Below are 21,829 nucleotides of genomic sequence, written 5' to 3'. Positions count from 1 at the left end.
TTATTCGCTTTTGCCGATATGTTGCTGCCGGGATGCTACAGCCAAGGACGCCACGACAGCAAGTCGAGCCGCCGGCGACCCCTGTCGCCCTAGAGCAGACCGTATATCATGCGGCCGGCGGTCGCGAACAGGAAGAACGCAAAGGCGAACTTGAGCGCCCGCGGGCTCAGGAAATGCGCCAGTTTCACGCCCAGCGGCGCCGTCAGCGTCGTGAACGGCGCGATCAGGACCAGCCCCAGCAGGTTGACATGACCCACGCTGGCGAACGGCAGCGCCTTGATGCCCCAGCCCGTGATGATGAAACCCAGCGCCGCCGGCGGCGCGATCACCAGACCTATCGCCGCGGCGGTGCCGACGGCCCGGTGCACGGGAAAGCCGAAGGCGTTGAAATAGGGTACGCACAGCGTGCCGCCGCCGATCCCCATCATCGCGGACGTCCCGCCGATGGTAAACCCGGACAACCAGGAGACAATCCCTTTCGGCAGACCGTCGCGCAAGCGGAATGACGGTGGCGTCAGCACCATGTAAAGCGCGACGCAGATGGCGACCGCCGCGAAAATCGCGCTCAGGGTCGCCCCACGGACCGAACCGGCGATCAGCGTGCCCATGATTGCGCCGCCGAAAATCCAGCCGCCCCAGGATCGGAGCACGGCCGTATCGACCGCGCCGCGTCCGTGATGCGCCAGCGCCGAAATGAGCGAGGTCAGAACGATGCTGGCCAGCGACGTGCCGACGGCCACATGCATCCGCACCGACATGTCGATGTCCAACAGCCCCAGCATGCTGAACAGCACCGGCACCACCACGATCCCGCCGCCGACGCCGAGCAGCCCGGCCAGCACCCCGGCGATGCAGCCTGTCGCGACAAGTACGCCGGCGAGCGGCAGAAAAACCTGAATATCCGTCGGCATGTCAGTGTCCCCTGCTGTGTCCGGGCAGATTACGCCGGGCCGCGCCGGACGGCGACAGCAATTTCCCGCGCCTCATCCCGCACTGTTGGCGGCAATTCAGCCGTTCCGCCCTTCGACCTGCCATCCCAGCCGGTCGGCCAGCGCCACCACCGCGCCGATGACGAACAGGGTCGGCGCGCCGAGGCCCTCCCGGGCGATCCGCCCGGGCAGGTCCGACAGCGTGGACAGGATCACCCGCTGCGACGGCAGGGTGCCGTTTTCTATCGCCGCCGCCGGCGTGTCGCCCGGCAGACCCGCACCGATCAGCCTGTTGCAGATCCGCTCGATCTTCGACAGGCCCATATAGATCACCAGCGTCGTGTCCGGGTCGGCCAGCCGGGGCCAGTCCAGGTCGTCATCGGCGGTCCCGCGCGTATGGCCGGTAACGAAATGCACCCCCTTGGCGACGCCGCGATGGGTCAGCGGAATACCGGCATAGGCGGCGCAGCCCGCCGAAGCGCTGATCCCCGGCACGATTTCGAACCCGATGCCGTGTTCGGCCAGATAGAGCGCCTCTTCGCTGCCGCGCCCGAACACGAAGGGGTCGCCGCCCTTGAGCCGCACCACGCGCTTGCCGTCCTGCGCCAGCGACACCAGCAGCTCGTTGATGGCCTGCTGCGGCAAGACATGGTCGCGCGCGGCCTTGCCGGCGAATATCCGGGTCGCGCCCGGGGCGACGAGATCGAGAATTTCGGGCGAGACCAGGCGGTCATAGACAACGGTTTCCGCCTCTCCCAGCAGCCGGGCGGCGCGCAGGGTCAGCAGTTCCGGATCGCCCGGGCCGGCGCCGACCAGGAATACCCGTGCTTCGTGTGAAAGATTGTTCATGGCGCGCGAATACTACACACGACCGCCCCGGGGCCAGCAGATTTTCTGCGCCGCCGCGACGGCGGATATCAGAAATTCTGTACCTGCTTGCGGAAATTCCGGTCCCGCTTCAGATGCCATTCGCGGCGCATCGCTTCGTTGCGCGTCGGATAGCGTTCGGCGTAGAGCAGCACCCATTCGCGCCCGCGCGTCGACCGCGCCCCGCGGCCCGCATTATGCGCCGCCAGCCGCCGGTCGAGATCCAGCGTCCAACCGACATAGGTGCGGTACCCGCCCCGGCCCTCGCTGCCGAGGATATAAACATAGGACGCCACCCGTTCGACCCTTCCCGCTGCGCTTGCCGCAGCAGGCATAGGCCGATTCGCCGCATTCAGCCAGAGACCGGCGCGCGGCCCATGACATGGGTCAATTGGACCGCCGCGAATTTTACAATGCGGTCCTGTCCTGCCCGATGGACCGATGCTAAATCTGGTCTGTCCCGTTGAAAGGGAGCACCTGTGGCGGCTCTGCGAGCGCGGCATCGAAGGAAATCGACCATGTACATACCACGACATTTTGCCGAGGACGATCCGGCGGTCCTGCGGGATTTCATCCGGCAGAACAGTTTCGGCATCCTGACCAGCGCGGTAGACGGCACACCCTATGCGACCCACCTGCCCTTCCTGCTGGACGGGGATACGCTGATCGCCCATATGGCGCGCGCCAACCCGCACTGGCGCGCTTTTGCAGGGGGCGGCGAGGTGCTGTGCGTTTTTTCCGGACCGCACGCCTATGTCTCGCCGCGCTGGTACGCGGCCGAAAACGCGGTGCCGACCTGGAACTACACCGCTGTGCATGTCTATGGCGCGCCGGAGATCATCGACGATCCCGACGCCGCCTTTGCCGACCAGAAAAAGCTGGCTGACGCCTTCGAATCCGGCGCCGACGCGCCCTGGTCGCTGGATGACCGCAACCCGGACTATGTAGCGGGCATGATCCGCGCCATCGTCAATTTCCGCATCCCCATCGCGCGGATCGAGGGCAAGTTCAAGCTGAGCCAGAACCGGCCGGCCGGGGACCGCGCCAATGTGATCGAGGCGCTGGCGAAATCGCCCCATTCGGACGGGCGCAGAACCGCGGAGATGATGCGGAACCGGGAATAGCCGTCGCCGCCTTCTACGCCGTTGTCCGGCCGTGGCGCCATGACTGTCACGCCGTTCCTGGCGGATTCGATTGAATTCAACGACGTCCTGATGGAGGCCATTTTCAACAAGGCAGATCAGAGTCACGTGTTGGCCGGGTCGCCGGCGGCGATTCCAGCCGTGCACGATCTGATCTGGCCGCCATGTCGCGCGTCGATTGCGGCGCATCCGCCGCCGGGTCCGCCGCCATGCCGATACCGTAGGCGACGCCCAGCTTGCCGACGAAGGCGGCGAGGTTCTTCGAATCCACATTGACGGCGACGAGGCTGACCTCCACATCGTTCCAGGCCTTCAGCAGCCGCGACAGCAGGACATTGCGATCCGGCATGGCGCTGACATCGCGCAGGAAGGTCGCCGACACCTCCACATAGGCGCCGCGCAGCTGCCGGGTTTTCGCGATGGCCGCCGAAAAATTGACCAGCCAGACGGGATACCCATCCTGCAGCAGCCGATACAGCTGGCGCATGGCGCGCGACCGCGTCGCGCCGGTATCGATGCCCAGCGGGCGGAACCCGACGGTGCGGCCCTGCCCGGCCTGCTCCGCCGCGAAAGCAACGGCGGCGCCGGTTTCGAGGGTCGGCGGATGGATATCGACGATCACGGTGGTCCGGGGGTCCGGCTGCGCCGCCAGCGCAAGCGTGGCAACCGCCCGGTCATGGCGGCAGCAGAGTTCCGGGTGATCCGCCAGCACCAGCAGGCGGCTGGCCAGCACGCTTTCGTCGCCGAACACCAGTTCGCCATGGGCCAGCACCAGTTTCACTTCGCCCGTTGCCAGCATGCGGACCTCCCGGCAATAGATGGCGACATCGTCCCGGTCCAGCGCGGTCTCGATCAGCCGGACCGCCCGGGTAATCTCTTCGGATACCCCGCTCAGCCGGTCGCTGCCGAAATCCGCGCCGTGGCGGACGGTCTGGGAGAACTTGTGGCAGAGATGGGACAGCAGCCCGCGCCGTTTCCCCGGATCCGCCGCCACCGCGTCCAGCACGACGGATTGCGCCTGCGCCCCCAGATCCTGCGCCGAAACGCCGAGCCGTTCCGCCGCTTCGACCGCCGACGCCACCATCTCCGCCTGGTCCTGGTCCGCCGCGGCCAGCACGCCGTAGCTGCTGACGGCCAGCCGGCCGACCGGCCCGCCGGCCGCGCCCAGCGCCGCCTCGATACCGGCGCGCACGTTGCGGGCCGCGTCCTCGCCCAGCCGGCGGCTCAGGCGGGCATCCCGCAACCCGTCGAAATCGATCATGAACAGCCGCATGTCGTCGCCGCCGGGCAGGCCCAGCCGGCTGGAAACAGCTTCCAGGAAGTTCTCCCGCGCCAGCGGCCCGGTTTCCGCCGGCGCCACGGGGGTGAACCGGACCCAGAACCTGTCAGAGCCGGCCGGTTCGATCGAAATATCGAATAGCGCTTCGTTATCCGACCCGGTCAGTATTTTCAATCCCGTGACCGCCGTCGCCGATCGGGGCGACGCGATCCGAAGCGCCGCTCTCACCGCCCCGCCGCTTTCTTCGGTAAATAGGGAGAACAGGGAGCCAGCCCGTATCTCGCCGCCGGACCGGCCAACCGTCGCCGCCGCATCGTCGGAAACCGCGCTCAGCCGCCCGCCCCTGTCGGTCAGCACCAGAAATTCACTCGCCATGCCACACGTCCCCGCTGAAACAGCTCTCCTGCCGGAATTCGCCTGTACACCTGACCGGCTGGATACCAATTCGTCCCCCGTGCGCAATCACCCATTTGAGGGCCATGTATGATCCATATCTTCCGTTATCGGGATGCAGGATTGCGCAAATAAGGGTTGTGCCGCCCCCGGCGCGGGCGCAGAAATCCGCTGCAGAACCCCGTATCACGGATCGGACCGGCCATGGCCACGACGCTCATCAGCTCTCCCGGCGACAATACGCGCGGCGCGATCGCCATGCTGACCGGCGTGTTCCTGTTCTCCGTCATGGAAGCCATGGTCAAATGGCTGGCGGCGGATTACCCGGTGCAGCAGATCATCCTGTTCCGCTCCGCCTTCGCGCTGCCGCCCTGCGCCTGGTTCATCCACCGCGCCGGCGGGATCGCCGTGCTGCGGACGAAGCGGGCGCATCTGCACGCGCTGCGCGGCGGGCTCGGCCTGCTGGCGATGGGCTGCGTGTTCCTCGCCTATGGCCGCATGGAACTGGCGGACGCCAAGGCGATCCTGTTCGCCGCCCCGCTGTTCATGACCGTGCTGTCGATCCCGATCCTGGGCGAAAAGGTCGGCATCTACCGGTGGAGCGCGGTGCTGGTCGGCTTCCTCGGCGTGCTGGTTATCCTGCGCCCGGACGACGGCATGATGCAGTCCGGCGCGCTCTTCGCGCTGGGCGGGGCGATCCTGTATGCGCTGGTCGTCATCGTCATCCGCTACCAGAGCGGCACGGAGAACGTGGCGACGATCATCTTCTATTTCACGCTGATCGGCACCATCGGCGGCGCCATCCTCACCGCGATCTTCGGCTGGGTGACGCCGACCCTGCCCGACCTCGCGCTGCTCGTCACCGTGGGGCTGATCGGCGGCTTCGGCCAGTATTACATGACGCTCGCCTTCCGCCTCGCCGAAACCGCCGCCATCGCCCCGCTGGACTATACCGCGCTGGCCTGGGCGATCCTGTTCGGCTGGCTGTTCTGGCACCACATCCCGACGCCGGGCGTCTTCGCCGGCATCGCGCTGGTAACCGGCAGCGGGCTGTTCATCCTGTACCGCGAGCGGAAGCTGGCGGGGGGACGGCGAAACTTGTCGGTTGAACCGGGGAAAGTTGGCCCGTAACCTTTACCGGACGCGTTCCGGAATGCGGAATGCCGGATCGATCGACACCAGCGCGGGGAGATTCGAATATGGCCAAGGGGTATTGGGTAAGCTTCTACGAGAAGATCATCGATGAAAACAAACTGGCGGCCTACGCAAAACTGGCGGGGCCGGCCGTTCAGAAAGCGGGCGGCACCTTCATTGTTCGCGGCGGCGAGACCGTGGCCAAGGAAGGCATGGACGCCAACCGCACCGTGATCGTGGAATATCCCAGCTTGCAGGCAGCGAAAGCGGCCTATGAAACTGCGGACTATCAGGCGGCGCTCAAGGAACTGGATGGTGGCGTCCTTCGCCATTTCCGGATTATCGAGGGCGCCTGATGCCGCGCCCGCCGGACCGGCGGGCCGGGCCGCGCCGGCACTTGCAGCGGTGCGCCAAAGCGCCCGCCCCTTTATCGGGCGCGTACTCCGGCATAGAGTAATCCCGGTATCTGGCGAATACGGGAGGGTCTGACATGACAGAGGCAACAGTCACCGCCGCGCCGGGCGTCCGGCCGCTGGGCGACGGCTTCGCGGCGGAAATCGCGGGGCTGGACCTCGCCGGGCCGCTGGATGACGGCGCCATCGGCTGGATCGCGGACCGGCTCGACGATTACGCCGTGCTGGTGTTTCGCGGCCAGCATCTCGACGCGGCGGCGCTGGACAAATTCTCGCGCCGCTTCGGGACGCCGCAGCGGCATGTGCTGGAACGTTACCGGCACAGGGAGATTCCGGAAATCTCCTATGTCACCAATGTCGCCGCCGACGGGTCGGTGGACCCGTTCGGGGTGCGCCGCGCGACCGTCTGGCACAGCGACGCCACCTATGAGGCGAGCCTGCCGCGCCTCGCCATCCTGCATGCGCTGGAAGTGCCGGCGGAAGGCGGCGGCACCCTGTTCGCCGACCTGCGCGCCGCCTGGGACGCCCTGCCGCCGGAGACGCAGGCGCGGCTGCTGCCGCTCACCGGGCTGCACCGGTTCAACCGGGGCCCCGCCAACGGCGCCGGCATCTATGACGGCCAGGCCGGCGTGCGCGAGGCGGTGGAGGCCACCCAGCGCCACCCGGCGGCGGCGGTCCACCCGCGCAGCGGCAGGCGCATCCTGTTCGTCAACCCGGCGCATGCGGTCGGCTTCGACGGCATGGACGAGGACGCGGGGCGGCAGCTGGTCCAGGATCTCTGGGACCATTCGGTGCAGGACCGCTTCGTCTACCGCCACGACTGGCGGCCGGGTGACGTGGTCATCTGGGACGAACGCGCCACCATGCACCGCGGCGCCGGCGACTCCCGGCCGGAGGAACGCCGGGTGCTGTTACGGGCGATTGTGTATTAGGGGAAGACAAGAATTCTCTAAACTATTGACGCAACTAGTATTTTTTAGCAGCAATAAAAACATCCGTCCAAAGTTGACCGAAAGCAACCATTACTACAAGATATTCGCTAAACAGTGATATGGTATACGCCATGAATGAGAACCTCCGCCCAAGCGGTCGGGAAATTAGAACCGACTACGCAGTCTCACACGATTTAAACGATGAAAAATTTCTCAATTTTCAATTCTACCGCTTGGTGGCCACGAGAAAAAACTTTACGAACTGCGACTTTAGTTACTCAGAATTCGACGCTGCTTACCTAAGGAATTGCGTTTTCGATTCTTGCAATTTTACTGGGTGTAAATTTTCGAATACAAATCTGCGAGGCAGTAAATTTATCGGCTGCAAGTTCGACTATGTACAATTTACACACACCCTAGTAGAGCCGGAAATTTTAGATACAGGATGTCCGGGCCAGGAAAATTTACAGCAGTCATTTGCTCGAACCCTCCGAATTAATTATCATCAAATTGGCGACTCATCGGCTGCAAATAAAGCCATAAAAATTGAGCTAAATGCTACTAGTATTCATTTCTACAAGGCATGGCGGTCGCGAGAATCGTATTATAGAAAAAAATATACTGGGCTCCAAAGGATCAAAATGTTCTTTGAGTGGCTTCATTTTGTGGCTCTGGATTTATTTTGGGGAAACGGAGAAAGCCCTCTCAGATTATTGCGATCATTATTACTTTTAATTGTTCTAATAGCTTTGGGAGACGTCTATTATGTAAGAGATAACCACGAACTTGCAAGCTACACCATTGCATTTTTGCAAGCCCCTGAAGTATTACTAGGTATTACTAGGTATTTCTAAACCTCTCGATTTTTCGGGATTAACTTTAGCGGGGATCGCAAGCCTTCGCTATATAATGATTGCATGTTTGGTTTCAATTCTTATTAAGAGACTTAGTCGTCGGTGATGCACATATATGTATTTGGGTCAATTTGCCGTGGAGATATAACAGCTGATTCCGACGTGGACCTGTTGGCGTTGGTTGAAGGTTTAGATCCAAGGTTGGACCCTAATAAATTTTCAATATATTCATATATTCGCATTAATGAATTATGGGAATCGGGAAATGCTTTTGCTTGGCACCTAGCACTTGAGAGCAAACTCATATATTCAGAAGACGGCAGAGACTTCCTGCAGGATCTAGGAAGACCATCGAAATATATCAATGCGGCAGAAGATTGCCAACGATTCAGAGAAATATTCCAGTCTGCCCTTTGCTCTGTCCGTGAAGGCACTCCAAGTCTAGTATTTGAGCTATCGACGATATTTTTAGCCATCCGAAATATCGCGACATGCTGGTCACTTGCCAAGCTACCATGCCCAACATTTGGACGTGATTCTGCTCGTAAGTTAGACTCAAAAAGCACCTCAGTATCGGATGAAGTCTACTCGATCCTGATGCGTTCTCAAAACTCGGTGACAGTGTATTTTTTATTTCCCGACCGATTTCCCATCCCGCGCGTCCGTCTTGATTTTTTTGTTGAAATAGACTATATTCCTATTTTATGTTTTGCGGTCAGGCCATGCCATCCCTCGAAAAGGCGGGTGCGGGGTGACAGGCTGTGCCCGGGGCAATGGCCCGCCCCGGAGGGAATGCCAACAAATGTTAATCGATGTATAGCGACACGACATGTTTTCTCGCCGATGGGCGGCAGGCGTGGCGTCGAAGCCCCCGCCTCACCCCGACCCTCTCCACCCCCGAGGGGTGGAGAGGGGGAAATTATTCGGGCGGCGCGTGCATTTTTTCCGCCCGCGCCGGGAAATGCCAATGGATGCCAATAAAAGCCAATCGCCGGAAGGTTTCGCAGCGCCCGCTGGCTCCCGCTCTGCCCCCGCCATGTCCTCCCCGCCGGAACTGTCAGCGATGTATCCGGTCCATAGTGTCAGCGATCTATCCGGTTCGGACCCCCCCGACTCTCTCCACCTCCGTGGGGTGGAGAGGGGGAAATCTGGTGGCGGCGGCTCGCGGGGCGAATGTTAAGCGATGTTAATCGATGTATATCGATACGGAATGTTTTCGCCCGATGGCCCTCCATGAGGAGCGCGCGGTTTCGAAGACCCCCTCACCCTGCCCTCTCCCCAAGGGGCGAGGGTTTTGCAGGAGTAACGCCCCGGTCAGGCCGAGCGCACCACGTGCCTTCCGATAATGTTGCGCTGGATCTGGTTGGTGCCTTCGATGATCTGCAGCACCTTGGCGTCGCGGAAATAGCGTTCGATGGGGTTTTCGCGGGCGATGCCGGCGGAGCCGAACAGCTGCACCGCGTCGGTCGCTACCTTCATCGCCGTGTCGGTGGCGAAGCATTTCGACATCGCGGCAATCGGCGCCAGCGCCGCGCCCGAAGCGCCCGCATCGGCCATCGCCGCCGCCTTGTAGACGAGGTGCCGGGCGGCCTCGGTCTGGATCGCCATGTCGGCCAGCATCCAGCGCACGCCCTGGAAATCGGCGACCGGCTGGCCGAAGGCCACGCGCTCCTTCACGTAGCGCGCCGCCAGGTCCGTCGCCCCCTGCGCCAGGCCGACGCCGCGCGCGCCGATCATCGGGCGGCCCTTGTTGAAGGCCTCCATGACCAGCTTGAAGCCCGCATCCTCGCTGCCGATGCGGTTTGCTTCCGGCACGAAGGCGTTGTCGAAATGCAGCGCCGAGGAGGGCACGCCGCGCGCGCCGAGCTTGTCCTCCTTGCGGCCGATCTCCAGCCCCGGCGTATCGGCGTCGACGATGAAGATGCCGATGCCGCCATGGCGCTTGGCCGGGTCGGTCTTGGCCGCGACGAGGATGAAATCCGCCACCGCCGCGTTGGTGCAGTAAATCTTGTTGCCGGTCAGCGCATAGCCGCCGTCGCGGCGGTCCGCCCGCGTGGCGATGCCCGCGACATCGGACCCCGCGCCCGGTTCGGTGACGGAGATCGCCGCGCGCATCTCGCCCGAGGCCAGCACCGGCAGGTATTTCTGTTTCTGCTCCGGGGTGCCGCCGGCGAGGATCGCGCCGAACGGGGCCCATTGCACCATCAGCAGATAGGCGGTGTTGTAACAGACGCGGCCGAATTCCTCGATCGCGAGGCAGGCCGACAGGATGCTGCCGGCGCCGCCATATTCGGTCGGGAACGGCAGCGCGAACAGGCCCAGTTCGCGCAGCAGGTCGAACATGTCCTGCGGGTATTCCGCCGTCCGGTCGATCTCCGCCGCGCGCGGCGCCACCCGGTCGCGCGCCACCGCCTGGATGGTTTCGCGCAGCATCTGCTGTTCGTCGGTCAGCCCGTACTGTTCGACCGGCACCCCGTCCTCCGCGCCGTCCATGGTCAGCCCTGCCAGCCGACCGCTTTTTCGGCCAGCAGCGATTCGATTTCCGCCGCCGAGAACCCCCAGGAGGCGAGGCCGTCGCGGGTGCCCGCGCCGACATCCTGCGGCGGGAACTGCACGGCGGAGGGCGTGCGGCTGAATTTCGGCGCCGGGCCGGGCTGGGCGATGCCGTCCAGTTCAACGAAGCTGCCGCGCGCCCGGTTGTGCGAATACTGCGCGGCTTCCTCGAAATTCAGCACCGGGGCGAAGCAGATATCGGTGCCTTCCATGATCGCGCACCATTCGTCGCGGGTCTTTTGCGCGAAGATCGCCTCGAAGCGTTTCGCCATGTCCGGCCAGGTGGAACGGTCCATCTGCGGCGGCAGGTCCTTCGCGTCCAGCCCCAGCGCATCGAGCAGGAGGGCATAGAACTTGGCTTCGATGGAGGCGATGGACACGAATTGATCGTCCTTCGTGCGGTAGCAGCGATAGAAATGCGCGCCGCCATCGGTGAAGTTCCGGCCGCGTTCATGCACCCAGTTGCCGCTGGCGACCAGCCCGTAATGGCCCATGCCCAGATAGGACGAGCCTTCGACCATGGAGACATCCACCGTCTGCCCCGCGCCCGAGGCGCGCGCTTCCAGCACCGCCGACAGGATGCCGACGGCCAGGAACATCGCGCCGCCGCCCATATCCGCCACCACGTTCAGCGGCGGCAGCGGCAGTTCCGGCGAGCCGATGGCGTGCAGCACGCCGGTGATCGCCAGGTAGTTCAGATCGTGCCCCGCCACCTTCGCCAGCGGGCCGGTCTGGCCCCAGCCGGTCATGCGGCCATAGACGAGGCGCCTGTTGAGCGCGGCGCAGTCGTCCGGCCCGATGCCGAGCTTTTCGGTCACGCCCGGCCGGAACGGATCGATCAGCACATCGGCTTCGGCGATCAGCCGCCTGACGGTTTCGATGCCTTTCGGGTGCTTCATGTCGACGGAAACCGAGTGCCGGCCGCGGCGGCCGATATCGGCCTTCACCGGCTGGCCGAGACCAAGGCCCGGGTCGGTATTGCGGTCGATGCGCAGGATATCCGCGCCCATGTCGGACAGCAGCGCGCAGCACAGCGGCGCCGGGCCGATCCCCGCCAGTTCGATGACTTTCACCCCGACCAGCGGGCCGCTGCGTTTTCCGGTATCGCTCATGGCCTCAACCCCTTTCGTTCATACCCGTCCGTACAGATTCGTTCCATCCGGCTGCAGTTCCCGCGCCATCAGCCCGGCCACGACCAGATAATTCAGATGCGCCAGCGTTTCGCCCAGCGCGAAGGTGATGTTCTTCCCGTCCATCGCCCGGGGGAAGATTTCCGCCGCCAGCGCCGCCGCCGTCATCGGCGCGGCGCATTTCGCGAGGAATTCCTCCAGCCGTTCGACGTGGTGACTTTTCAGGTAGTCGAGGCGCGCATGCAACCCGGCGAAGGGTCTGTCATGCGAGGGCAGCACATAGGTATCGGCCGGAAGCTGCCGCAGCTTTTCAAGGGAGAACAGGAATTCCGCCAGCGGGTTGGCGTCCGGCTCCGCCGCCTGCACCGCCACGATGGGCGTGATCCGCGGCAGCACCTGGTCGCCCGCGATCATCAGTTCCAGCGACTCGCAGTACAGGCAGGCATGTTCGGGCGCATGGCCGGTGCCGACCACGACCCGCCAGGCGCGGCCGCCGATATCGAACGTCATGCCGTCATGCATGCGGTAATAGCTTCGCGGGACCGGGCTGACCAGTTTCGGGTAACGCAACCCGCCCTTGCGGGTATCCGCCACCAGTTCCTCGGTGCAACCGGCGGCGCGCAGGAAGGCCGCCTGGTCGTCCAGCAGGGAGGGGTCCGTATCGAGGCTGAGGCTGCGCGCCTGCAGCCATTCCACCTGCGTCATCCACAGCCCGACGCCCAGCCGCCGGCACAGCCAGCCGGCCATGCCCGCGTGATCGGGGTGGAAATGAGTGACGATGACCCGGTGCACCGGCCGCCCGGCCAGCATCCCGCCCAGCAGGCCTTCCCAGATGGCGATGCTGTCCTCGCTGTGCACGCCGGTATCGACGATGGTCCAGCCGGCGCCGTCCTCCAGCAGCCACAGGTTGATGTGGTTCAGCCGGAACGGCAGCGGCATGCGCAGCCAGTGGACCCCCGGCGCGATTTCCGTCGTCCCGCCGGGCGCGGGGGTTTCGATATCGTGATATTCGATGGTATCGGACATGGTTCGGACCGGTCCTCAGGAGGAACCGTAGGTTACCAGTTCCCCGGTCGTACCATAACCCGCCGCTTCGGGAATCCGGATGAAACGGCCGCCATCGACTTCCTCCACCGTCGGCAGGACCGTGACGACAGGGGTCGCGCGCGCGGCGGCGACGGCGTCTTCGGCGGTCGCGGCGCGGCCCAGCTTGCCGAGATTCATGCGGGTCGGGAACACCACGGTGCGCCGCTGGGCTTCCGCATCCGCCAGCGCCTGCGCCGGGTTGATCCAGATCGAATCGACCGATTCCGTGCCGTCATGCATCGCCAGCAGCCGTTCGGGCGCATGGGCCACAAAGAAATGCGTATCGAAGCGCCGGCGTTGCCATTCCGGGGTGATCCAGTGCGCGAAGGGCACCAGCAGGTCGCAGGCAAGGTCGAGGTCCTCCGCCTCGACGATGTCGCGGATGACGATGTCGCCCACGTCCAGCGCGGCCCGGTATTTTTCCGCGATGCGTTCGTGGCGCTCGGGGTCGATCACCCTGTCGCCGCCATGCGGCCGCGCCAGCAGGATGCCGGCTTCCTCGAAGGTTTCGCGGATCGCCGCCACCTGGAACGCCATCCGGTCCTCCGGGATGCCGCCGCAGCGGTCGCGCAGGACCGGGTCGGCATCGCCGGGATCGACCTTGCCGCCCGGAAACACCAGCGCGCCGGACGCAAAATCGATCTCCCGGTGGCGCACGACCATGAAGACTTCCAGGCCGGAATCGCCATCGCGGACCAGCAGGACGGTCGACGCGCCGACGGCGTCTACGGGGATTTTCTTGTCGGCTGGCGGGGTCGCGGCGTCGCTGGACATAAGGAGCTTCCGTTGGTTGGGATTCGGCCAATTTTTGTTTGCCCGCTAATTATTAGGCTCCTAACATAAAAAGCAACCGCTGAGACAGCGAATGCCGAAAAAGGAAAGCCGCGCCATGTTCACCGAAGACCAGATTGCGATCCGGGACGCCATCGAGAAGATCTGCAACGATTTCGGCGATGAATACTGGCTGGACCGCGACCGGACGGGCGAATTCCCCGAGGATTTCTTCCAGGCCTTCGCACAGGGCGGGTGGCTGGGTATCGCCATGCCGGAGGAATACGGCGGCGCCGGGCAGGGCATCACCGAAGCCTCGCTGATGATGCAGGCCATCGCCGAATCCGGCGCGGGGTTCAGCGGCGCCTCGGCCATCCACCTGAACATCTTCGGGCTGAACCCGGTGGTCGTTTTCGGCACCGACGAGCAGAAGCGCCGCATGCTGCCGCCGCTGATCGCGGGCAGGGAGAAGGCGTGTTTCGGCGTCACCGAACCGGATGCGGGGCTGGACACCACCAACCTGACGACCCGCGCCGAAAAGCAGTCCAATGGCGGCTATATCGTCAACGGCCGCAAGATCTGGACCTCCACCGCGCAGGAAGCGGACAAGATCCTGCTGCTGGCCCGCACCGCGCCGCGCGACGCCAGCAGGAAACGCGCCGAGGGGCTGAGCCTGTTCTACACCGATTTCGACCGCAACTATATCGAGGCGCGGGAGATCGAGAAGCTGGGCCGCAAATGCGTCGATTCCAACGCGGTCTTCATCGACGGGCTGCCGGTGCCGCAGGAGGACCTGATCGGCGAGGAAGGCAAGGGCTTCTATTACCTGCTGCACGGGCTGAACCCGGAACGGATCATGGTTGCCGCCGAAGCCGTCGGGCTGGGCCGGGCGGCGCTGCGCAAGGCGGCGCAATACGCCACCGAACGCGTTGTCTTCGACCGGCCCATCGGGCAGAACCAGGGCATCCAGCACCCGCTGGCGAAAAGCTGGTGCGAGCTGGAGGCGGCCAACCTGATGACCTTCCGCGGGGCGGAACTGTACGACAAGGGGCTGGATTGCGGGGCGGAGGCGAACGCGGCGAAATACCTGGCCGGGGAGGCCGGCTTCACCGCCTGCGAACGCGCGGTGATGAGCCATGGCGGCATGGGCTTCGCCAAGGAATACCATGTGGAGCGCTACCTGCGCGAAAGCATGCTCGCCCGCATCGCCCCGGTCAGCCGCGAGATGATCCTGAACTATATTTCCGAAAAGGTCCTGGGGCTGCCGCGGTCTTACTGACGGGAAGGCAATCATGAAGATCACCCGCATCTACACAGACGATTCCGGTGAAACGCATTTCGACGAGCATGAGGAACCCGGCGTCGAATTCCGTGACAACGCCGCGTATACGCGCGTCATCGACGCCTACGGGCTCGCCTTCCGGGAAACGGAACCGCTCGGCGACAGGCCGGCGCTGGGCGACTGGCATACCGCGCCGCAGCGGCAGTATGTCATGTTCGTGGTCGGTTCGACCGAGATCGAGGTCAGCGACGGCGAGAAGCGCGTCTTCACAACGGGCGATGTGCTGCTGGTCGAGGACACGACCGGCAAGGGCCACCGCAACCGGCGGCTGAGCCCCGATCCCGAAATCTGGGCCTATGCTCGCTCCCGCTGACCAATGCCGGGTGACGTGACCCGCCGCGGCGCATCGTGCCGAACGTGAAGCGCCCGGCTTCGAACAGCGTCGTGGTCCCGTTCGCCATCATTCAGCGACCCAACTTTACCTGTTTCCAACAAAACCGGTTCCTGATAACTCTGAGACAGTAAAGGCAAGTTGTATTGTTTATCCAGACGGGTCTGCGGCGAATTCCTCGGGCGACGGTTAGGAGGACAGGTTACTTGAAGACACCACCCTGCACCTATCGGAGCGTTCCGGCGAGCATCGTGGCGGCGACCTTCATGGCCTCTGGCGCCGTTGCGGCGCAGCCCGCCGCGGATATCCGGTCCGTTCCGGCGCAGGCGACCTACGTAGCCGACAATTCCGGGACGTCGGCCTACGGTCGTGACCTGACGCTGCCCGCCGCGCCGCAATCGGTCGCGCGGACGGACGCCGAAAACGCAAGACCCGGCCTGACCAAGGAAGACAAGGCACTGATCCTCAATGCGGGCGGAGCGGCTGCGATCACCCTCTACGGCACGCTGTTCTGGGACTATTTCCAGGCGGCGCCGAAAGCGGACAACGAAGACTGGTTCGGGCGCGAAACCAAGCATGGCGGCGCCGACAAGCTGGGCCATTTCTGGGGCACCTACACGATGGGGCATGCGTTCTCCTACATGTACCGCCGGTGGGACTATGAACCCCGGCAGGCAAACACCCTGGGCGCAATGTCCGCGCTCGGCCTGCAGACGTTGATGGAGGTAGGCGACGCCTTCAGCGGCGGGTTCGGCTTCTCCTACGAAGACGCGCTGATGAATGTCGCCGGCGCCGGCGCCGCCTATATGCTCGGTCGATATCCGTCGCTCGGGCGCAAGGTCGATTTCCGCATCGAATACACGCCCGATACCTGGACCGATTTCCGGAACGACGTGCTGACGGACTATGAAAACCAGCGCTACATCATGGCGCTCAAGCTCGACGGAATCGAGGCGCTGCATGATACATATCTGAGCTATCTGGAACTGCATCTTGGCTACTCGACCCGCGGATACGAGGAATTCAATCCTGGACAGCCCGACAACCGCGAACGGAACCTGTATTTCGGCGTCGGGCTGAATATCAGCAAGCTGGTGCAGAAATACCTGGACACACGGGTGCTGGACTACGTCCAGTTGCCCTATACGACCGGCGGCTACGAGAAGGGGCTGGACTGATGCAGTGGGCGATCCTGCTGGTCATGACAGCCACCGCCGCGCTGACCGGTTGCGCCGATCGCAACATCTACCCGGGCGAGCCGCTGCCGCGCGACCGGGTCGCCTTCGTCGAGGCGGCGCGGGCGCTCGATGCCAGCGCCGACATCGCCATCGACGGCGCGAAGACCGGGTCGCTGGCCCAGTACTATTTGCAGCCGGGCACGAGGTCGTGGCTGCCCGGCAAGCCGACGAAGGGGGCCGCGGTCCTGCCCGGCCGCCATAGCCTGACGGCCCGTATCGCACGATATGGCTGGTTCGGCGCAGCGGATACGCATTGCGCCACCCTGATGTTCGACGCCGAAGCGGGACGGCGCTACCGGCTGCAGTGGGATGACGATGCCGTCGCGCTGCACGACCTCGCGAATGAAAGCGTCGTAGCCAATGCGGAACTGGGACGCTGCACGGCGGCGGGCTGATCGCGCACCGCATCCACATACGCACTGTTGACACGGCATCGGGCGCGCCCGAACATTGCCGCTGTCAGCAACGGGAGTCACCATGTACGGAAAAGTCGTTACCGAACCGCCACGCCCCAGCCCGGAACTGCTGAAGCAGTTCGAGGGAATCTGGACCTCCACCATTTCCGATGCGATGGGCCGGCACGGCGTCCTCGACCCGGATATCCAGCCGCTCTTCGCCCCGGTCAATGTGATCGGCGTCGCGCTGACGGTCATCAACTACCCGAACGACAACATCACCACGCACCGCGCGCTGCAGATGGCGCGGCCGGGCGATATCCTGGTCATCGATGAAGGCCGCGGCAATGTGACCGGCGCGTTCGGCCACAACATGTCGCTGAACGCGCGGGCGCGCGGCGTGATCGGGCTGGTCAGTTCCGGCCATGTCCGCGACGCCCGGCTGCTGCGCGAGGAGCAATTCCCGGTTTTCTGCCGCGGCGTCTGCCCCCGGTCGGCGCAGAAGAACCACCCCGGCGCCATCAACGTGCCGGTCAGCGTCGGCGGAATCGTCGTTCAGGCCGGTGATATCGTCATCGGCGACGATGACGGGGTCGCCGTGGTGCCGCTCGCTTTCGCCGAGGAAGTGCTGGCCAAGGCGCGGGAACGGCAGCAGATGGAGCACGACCAGGCGGAGGGGATCCGCACGGGCGATCAGGCGCTCGGCATCCTGTACGGCGAGAACTGGGCCGCGACCCGGACCGCCGATACGCTGCGGGAGATTCCGACGCTGACGCCGAAACCTTAGATCAGGCCGGCACTTCGCCCTGGACCTGGCTGCGGTGCATGATGCGGCGGGCCGATTCGTCGAACGGCGCGCGCCGGTGCATCGCACAGCGGTTGTCCCACATGATGACGTCGCCGACCGTCCATACATGCTCGTAGACGATATCCTGCGCCAGCACCGTTTCCCATAATTCGTCCAGAAGCGCCTCGCTTTCCGCGACCGGCAGCCCCTCGATATAGGCGTTGAGGCGGCGGCCGAGATACAGCGACTTTCGCCCGGTTTCCGGATGGGTGCGGATCAGCGGGTGTGTCGGGCCGGGACATTCGGACACATCCCGCGACGGCGCGAAATCGCGCCGCAACACGCCGTCGCTGGTATGCGAACAGTCATGTTTGCAGGAACGGCCCTCGATCCGGCGCCGCAGGGATTGCGGGAGCAATTCGAGCGCCGCGTACATGTCCATGAAGGACGTATTGCCCCCGGATGGCGGCAGTTCCAGCGCGTGCAGGATACTGGCGGAGGGCGGCCGCTCGACGAAGGAGCTGTCGGTGTGCCAGCGCGCCTCGCCCGAGCCCAGCTGTCCGATCTTCCTGCCGCCTTCCACGACGTTGGAAATGACATTCACCTCTGGCGGGATATCGTCTTTCTGGCCGGACCCCTGCGAATAGTTCAGCAGGCGGCTGGGCGGAAATTCCAGCGCGCCGAAATGGCGCGCAAAGGCCAGCAACTGCGGATCCGTCAGCTCCTGATCATGGAAAACGAGAATAATATGGTCGAGCCAGGCCTTGCGTAACGCCGACCCGGTCGCCGCATCCAGCGGCTGCGACAGGTCGATTCCCGATACAACGGCGCCCAGCGGGGCATCCAGTGACGTAACCTTCATGGCAACCCTCATCTCCTGCAGGTCGTGGTGCTGAAACAATCCGGAACTGGCCGGCAGAGTGCAAGACTACCCAAGGGCGGGTGCCGAAATCAATGACCGGTCCCGGAGTGCCCGTTGACATGCCATGGCGCGCCGTCGAACAATGCCGGTTCACCGTTTACCGAAACCATGAGGCGAGGCCCGGCGAAATGGCGAAACTGGCCGACAGGGTTGCCGTGGTTACCGGCGCGCAGCAGGGAATCGGCAGGGCCATCGCGCTGGCCATGGCGGCCGAGGGCGCGCATGTTGTCATCAACTGGCTGGACGACCCCGATGCGGCGGCCGCTATCGCTCAACAGGCCTGGGACATGGGCGTCAAGGCGGAAGCCGTGCAGGGCGACGTTTCCAGCGCCGCCGATGTCGAAACCATCATGGCGGCGGCGGACCGGCTGGGCGGCATTGGCATCCTGGTCAACAACGCGGCGATCTTTCCGCGCTCCGGTTTTCTGGACCTGGCGGAATCCGAGTGGGACGCGGTCATCGGCGTGAACCTGAAGGGCAGTTTCCTGTGCGCGCAGGCGGCGGCAAAACGCATGGTTGCCGCGGGCACGAAAGGCGATATTATCAACCTGACATCCGGCGCGGCGTTCCGGGGTTCGCCGCGCGGCGTGCATTACGTTTCCAGCAAGGGCGGCGTCGTCGGCCTGACCCGGGCCGCGGCCCTGGAACTGGCGCCACACGGCATCCGCGTAAACGCCATCGCGCCGGGGATGACGGACACGGCGCAACCGCGCCACGGTAACAGTGAGGAAGAAATTGCGGCGATAGCGGCGTTGAACCCGCTACCCGGCCTGTCGCAACCGGAAAACATCGCCGACCTGGCGGTCTTTCTGGCGTCGGACGGCGCATCGCGCATCACGGGCCAGACGATGCATGTGAATGGCGGACAATATCTGTCGTGAGATGAAATCTGAACAAGACGATCACAGAAGAGAGGAATTACAAAATGGATGGAAACACTACACCGGGTACACCCCCGGCGCTTGACGGCATCAAGGTGCTTGACTTCACCCAGTTCGAGGCGGGACCGTCCTGCACCCAGGCGCTGGCCTGGATGGGCGCGGAAGTGGTCAAGGTAGAGGAACCCAGGCGCGGCGAACCCGGCCGCTGGGGCATGACCGACCGCCCGGACGCGGATTCGCACTACTTCATCTTCTATAACCTCAACAAGAAAAGCGTCACCTGCAATCTGAAATCCCCGGAAGGCAAGGCGCTGATCGAGAAGATGGTGAAGGAAGTCGATGTCGTCGTGGAAAACATGGCGCCCGGCACCTTCGCCCGGCTCGGCTTTCCCTATGAGCGGCTGGCCGAACTGAACCCGCGCATCATCTTCGCGCAGGTCAAGGGCTTCTCGCCCGAGGGACCGCACGCCAACTACCTGGCCTTCGACATGATCGCCCAGGCCGCCGGCGGCACCTTCGCCATCAACGGCTTCCCCGACCAGCCGCCGATCCGCCCGGGCGCGACGATGGGCGATACGGGCACCGGCATGATGGCGGCCATGGGCATCCTCGCCGCCCTGTACCAGCGGGTCAGCACCGGCAAGGGCCAGCACATCCAGGTCGCGATGCGCGATGCGATGGTCAATTACAGCCGCACGCCGATGAGCCGCCAGGCGGCGCTGAAGGACGGTTCGGTCCTGCCGCGTATCGGCAACGAGGTGTTCGGCACGGCGCCGGGCGGGCTGTTCCCGTGCAAGCCGGGCGGCATCGACGACTGGGCCTATGTCTTCGCCTCGCGCGGCAATGAGGAGCACTGGAAGCGCCTGTGCCGGGTGATCGGCCGCGAGGACCTGATCGACGATCCGCGCATGGCCGACGGCAGCACCCGCTATGAGCACAAGGACGTCATCAACGAGGCCATCACCGCCTGGACAACGAAGCACACCAAGACGGAAGTGATGGAACAGATCGCCGGCGCGGGCGTGCCCTGCGGCGCCGTCTACAACATGAAGGAGCAGCTTGAGGACAAGGACCTGCTCAAGCGCGGCATCATGAACGTGATCGACCACCCCATACGCGGCAAGGTGACCGTGCCGGGCTCGCCGATCAGCATGTCGGGCAGCAAGGTGCCGGTGAAGAGCTCGCCGATCCACGGGTCGAGCAACGAGGAAATCTACGGCAAGTGGCTCGGCCTCTCGCCGGAGGAAGTGAAGAAGATGCGCGCCGAAAACGTCATCTGACGCACGGCGTGCAAGCGGAAATGGCGGCGCGGTCCGGTAAAACGGGCCGCGCCGTTTTTTCTCACCGTTGCAATTGTGACTGCCGGGTTGGCTTACGACATTTGATCGAAGACCAGTGTAGATAGAGTATGCACAGGACAAGTTCTGACCCCGGAAACTTACCCGACAGAGGTCCAGGAGGGGACACGCTATCAGTCAAAAATCGGGTCAACAGCTTTTTTCATGTCAATGTAATCGGAGCCGTCTTGCGTTGGCTCGTTCCCATCTTGATCCTTGAAGCGTCCCCATTCGATGCCTCGCTTAAACCATTTCTTTTCAGGATGTTGTTCCGCGATCCGCAATCGCACCAGTTTTGACCACTGAATACGCTGGACGGGCTCATATTCATCCTGTCCATAGTTCTTCGTTCCCGTCGCCCCGTCTTCTGTAGCCTGTTTTTTTATGTCCGCACTACTTCGCCAACAGACCGTCAGTGCCATTGCTACAAATTTCTGGTTCTTTGTAAGTGTCCTCATATCATTTCTCATCAAGTCAACGATCTGAACGGTTTGGCTTTCCGAAAAAAAATCCTGCCAAGACAAACATAAAGCCGAGCCCCAAGACATATTTGTAGGGTATTGCAAATTGTGAAAACCAATACTCCCTCTCACGGCGGAGATACTCCATATCGCAGTCGATGCAGTAGGTCATTTTCGGAATAACAGTGATCGTCTGGTATTGTAGGTTGGTGATGATATCTAAGCTCGGATGCCAACCATCCAAAAATACGAATCCCAACACCCCGAGCGTCACGCCAAAGGCAACAAGCCCCCGTCGAGACAAACGACTTATGATTCCTGCCAAAATTTTCCGATATCTGGGTTCAACTTCCGTCACGGATATTCTCCGAAAAAGTTCCACCCCTATTGAGGGTAATAATATCAGCCGACATTCTCCAGATAACATTGAAACCTACCATACCTGTTGAAATCCTTTCAAGTGCCTGGGATTTATGATCAGGGTCAGGTCTTGTTTTGTGATAGGGGTCAGGTCTTGTTTTGTGCAGACAGCCACGCTACCCTGTCTTCCAGAGTCGGAATAAGGGCATTTCCTGACCCGGGAGGAAGGATGGCAAATGATAGGGGTCAGGTCTTGTTTTGTGCAGACAGCCACGCTACCCTGTCTTCCAGA

At 63.4% G+C, this 21,829-nt stretch carries 22 protein-coding genes; 11 read left to right on the top strand and 11 right to left on the bottom strand.

Going from position 1 to position 21,829, the window contains the following annotated elements; translation table 11 throughout:
- Positions 1-89: 89 nt before the first annotated feature.
- From WD767_09055 to WD767_09045, 3 genes are all read right to left on the bottom strand, one after another.
- Positions 90-911 (bottom strand): sulfite exporter TauE/SafE family protein, encoded by an 822-nt coding sequence (locus WD767_09055; protein ID MEX2616231.1) that lies wholly within the window; start codon positions 909-911, stop codon positions 90-92.
- Positions 912-1,007: 96 nt separating this feature from the next.
- Positions 1,008-1,778, bottom strand: a complete 771-nt coding sequence (cobA, locus tag WD767_09050; GenBank protein MEX2616230.1) for a uroporphyrinogen-III C-methyltransferase — start codon at positions 1,776-1,778, stop codon at positions 1,008-1,010.
- Between the two features lie 68 nt (positions 1,779-1,846).
- Positions 1,847-2,131, bottom strand: a complete 285-nt coding sequence (locus tag WD767_09045; GenBank protein ID MEX2616229.1) for a GIY-YIG nuclease family protein — start codon at positions 2,129-2,131, stop codon at positions 1,847-1,849.
- Positions 2,132-2,314: 183 nt separating this feature from the next.
- Between WD767_09045 and WD767_09040 the strand changes: the two genes are divergently transcribed.
- Positions 2,315-2,920, top strand: coding sequence for an FMN-binding negative transcriptional regulator (locus tag WD767_09040; protein ID MEX2616228.1), 606 nt, complete (start codon positions 2,315-2,317; stop codon positions 2,918-2,920).
- Between the two features lie 103 nt (positions 2,921-3,023).
- Here the strand turns inward: WD767_09040 and WD767_09035 are convergent, their stop codons facing one another.
- Positions 3,024-4,592, bottom strand: coding sequence for a hypothetical protein (locus tag WD767_09035; GenBank protein MEX2616227.1), 1,569 nt, complete (start codon positions 4,590-4,592; stop codon positions 3,024-3,026).
- Between the two features lie 222 nt (positions 4,593-4,814).
- Here WD767_09035 and WD767_09030 point away from each other — a divergent pair, with 222 nt between their 5' ends.
- From WD767_09030 to WD767_09020, 3 genes are all read left to right on the top strand, one after another.
- Positions 4,815-5,741 (top strand): DMT family transporter, encoded by a 927-nt coding sequence (locus WD767_09030; protein MEX2616226.1) that lies wholly within the window; start codon positions 4,815-4,817, stop codon positions 5,739-5,741.
- 68 nt (positions 5,742-5,809) lie between these two features.
- Entirely contained in the window at positions 5,810-6,100 is a 291-nt protein-coding gene (locus tag WD767_09025; GenBank protein ID MEX2616225.1) for a DUF1330 domain-containing protein, read from the top strand.
- Positions 6,101-6,234: 134 nt separating this feature from the next.
- Positions 6,235-7,089, top strand: a complete 855-nt coding sequence (locus WD767_09020) for a TauD/TfdA family dioxygenase (protein MEX2616224.1) — start codon at positions 6,235-6,237, stop codon at positions 7,087-7,089.
- A 2,168-nt stretch (positions 7,090-9,257) separates the two neighbouring features.
- On the opposite strand, the gene WD767_09015 is transcribed toward WD767_09020, so the two are convergent.
- The 4 genes from WD767_09015 to WD767_09000 are packed head-to-tail and all read right to left on the bottom strand — an operon-like array spanning position 9,258 to position 13,486.
- A complete protein-coding gene (locus tag WD767_09015; GenBank protein MEX2616223.1) occupies positions 9,258-10,436 on the bottom strand; it encodes an acyl-CoA dehydrogenase family protein in 1,179 nt (392 codons plus the stop codon).
- Between the two features lie 2 nt (positions 10,437-10,438).
- The gene (locus tag WD767_09010) at positions 10,439-11,608 is read right to left on the bottom strand and encodes a CaiB/BaiF CoA-transferase family protein (protein ID MEX2616222.1); all 1,170 of its coding nucleotides are present in this window, start codon (positions 11,606-11,608) and stop codon (positions 10,439-10,441) included.
- Between the two features lie 18 nt (positions 11,609-11,626).
- Positions 11,627-12,652, bottom strand: coding sequence for an MBL fold metallo-hydrolase (locus WD767_09005; protein ID MEX2616221.1), 1,026 nt, complete (start codon positions 12,650-12,652; stop codon positions 11,627-11,629).
- 15 nt (positions 12,653-12,667) lie between these two features.
- Positions 12,668-13,486 carry an NUDIX hydrolase gene (locus WD767_09000; GenBank protein ID MEX2616220.1) on the bottom strand — a complete coding sequence of 273 codons (819 nt, stop codon included), beginning with the start codon at positions 13,484-13,486 and terminating at the stop codon, positions 12,668-12,670.
- Positions 13,487-13,577: 91 nt separating this feature from the next.
- On the opposite strand from WD767_09000, the gene WD767_08995 reads away from it, so the two are divergent.
- The 5 genes from WD767_08995 to WD767_08975 all read left to right on the top strand — a co-directional run bounded on the left by WD767_08995 (position 13,578) and on the right by WD767_08975 (position 17,576).
- A complete protein-coding gene (locus tag WD767_08995; protein MEX2616219.1) occupies positions 13,578-14,762 on the top strand; it encodes an acyl-CoA dehydrogenase family protein in 1,185 nt (394 codons plus the stop codon).
- Positions 14,763-14,775: 13 nt separating this feature from the next.
- Positions 14,776-15,138 (top strand): hypothetical protein, encoded by a 363-nt coding sequence (locus WD767_08990; protein ID MEX2616218.1) that lies wholly within the window; start codon positions 14,776-14,778, stop codon positions 15,136-15,138.
- A gap of 224 nt (positions 15,139-15,362) precedes the next feature.
- Entirely contained in the window at positions 15,363-16,334 is a 972-nt protein-coding gene (locus WD767_08985) for a DUF2279 domain-containing protein (protein ID MEX2616217.1), read from the top strand.
- Positions 16,334-16,789 (top strand): hypothetical protein, encoded by a 456-nt coding sequence (locus WD767_08980; GenBank protein MEX2616216.1) that lies wholly within the window; start codon positions 16,334-16,336, stop codon positions 16,787-16,789. Before WD767_08985 ends, WD767_08980 begins: the two co-directional genes overlap by 1 nt.
- A gap of 82 nt (positions 16,790-16,871) precedes the next feature.
- Positions 16,872-17,576: a hypothetical protein gene (locus WD767_08975; GenBank protein MEX2616215.1), complete on the top strand. Its 705-nt coding sequence runs from the start codon at positions 16,872-16,874 to the stop codon at positions 17,574-17,576.
- A 1-nt stretch (position 17,577) separates the two neighbouring features.
- Here WD767_08975 and WD767_08970 read toward each other — a convergent pair whose 3' ends face one another.
- Positions 17,578-18,438, bottom strand: a complete 861-nt coding sequence (locus WD767_08970; GenBank protein MEX2616214.1) for a TauD/TfdA family dioxygenase — start codon at positions 18,436-18,438, stop codon at positions 17,578-17,580.
- A gap of 119 nt (positions 18,439-18,557) precedes the next feature.
- On the opposite strand from WD767_08970, the gene WD767_08965 reads away from it, so the two are divergent.
- Together WD767_08965 and WD767_08960 are read left to right on the top strand one after the other, a co-directional pair.
- Positions 18,558-19,379 (top strand): SDR family oxidoreductase, encoded by an 822-nt coding sequence (locus tag WD767_08965; protein MEX2616213.1) that lies wholly within the window; start codon positions 18,558-18,560, stop codon positions 19,377-19,379.
- A 44-nt stretch (positions 19,380-19,423) separates the two neighbouring features.
- A complete protein-coding gene (locus tag WD767_08960; protein ID MEX2616212.1) occupies positions 19,424-20,659 on the top strand; it encodes a CoA transferase in 1,236 nt (411 codons plus the stop codon).
- Positions 20,660-20,850: 191 nt separating this feature from the next.
- Here WD767_08960 and WD767_08955 read toward each other — a convergent pair whose 3' ends face one another.
- Both WD767_08955 and WD767_08950 read right to left on the bottom strand, forming a co-directional pair.
- Positions 20,851-21,138: a hypothetical protein gene (locus tag WD767_08955; GenBank protein MEX2616211.1), complete on the bottom strand. Its 288-nt coding sequence runs from the start codon at positions 21,136-21,138 to the stop codon at positions 20,851-20,853.
- A gap of 52 nt (positions 21,139-21,190) precedes the next feature.
- A complete protein-coding gene (locus WD767_08950; GenBank protein MEX2616210.1) occupies positions 21,191-21,535 on the bottom strand; it encodes a hypothetical protein in 345 nt (114 codons plus the stop codon).
- Positions 21,536-21,829: the final 294 nt, after the last annotated feature.

This window comes from Alphaproteobacteria bacterium (genome assembly GCA_040905865.1).
In the GTDB taxonomy this organism is placed as follows: domain Bacteria; phylum Pseudomonadota; class Alphaproteobacteria; order UBA8366.
The sequence above is the reverse complement of the archived record's forward strand: the minus strand, read 5'-3'. Positions and strand labels throughout refer to the sequence as shown.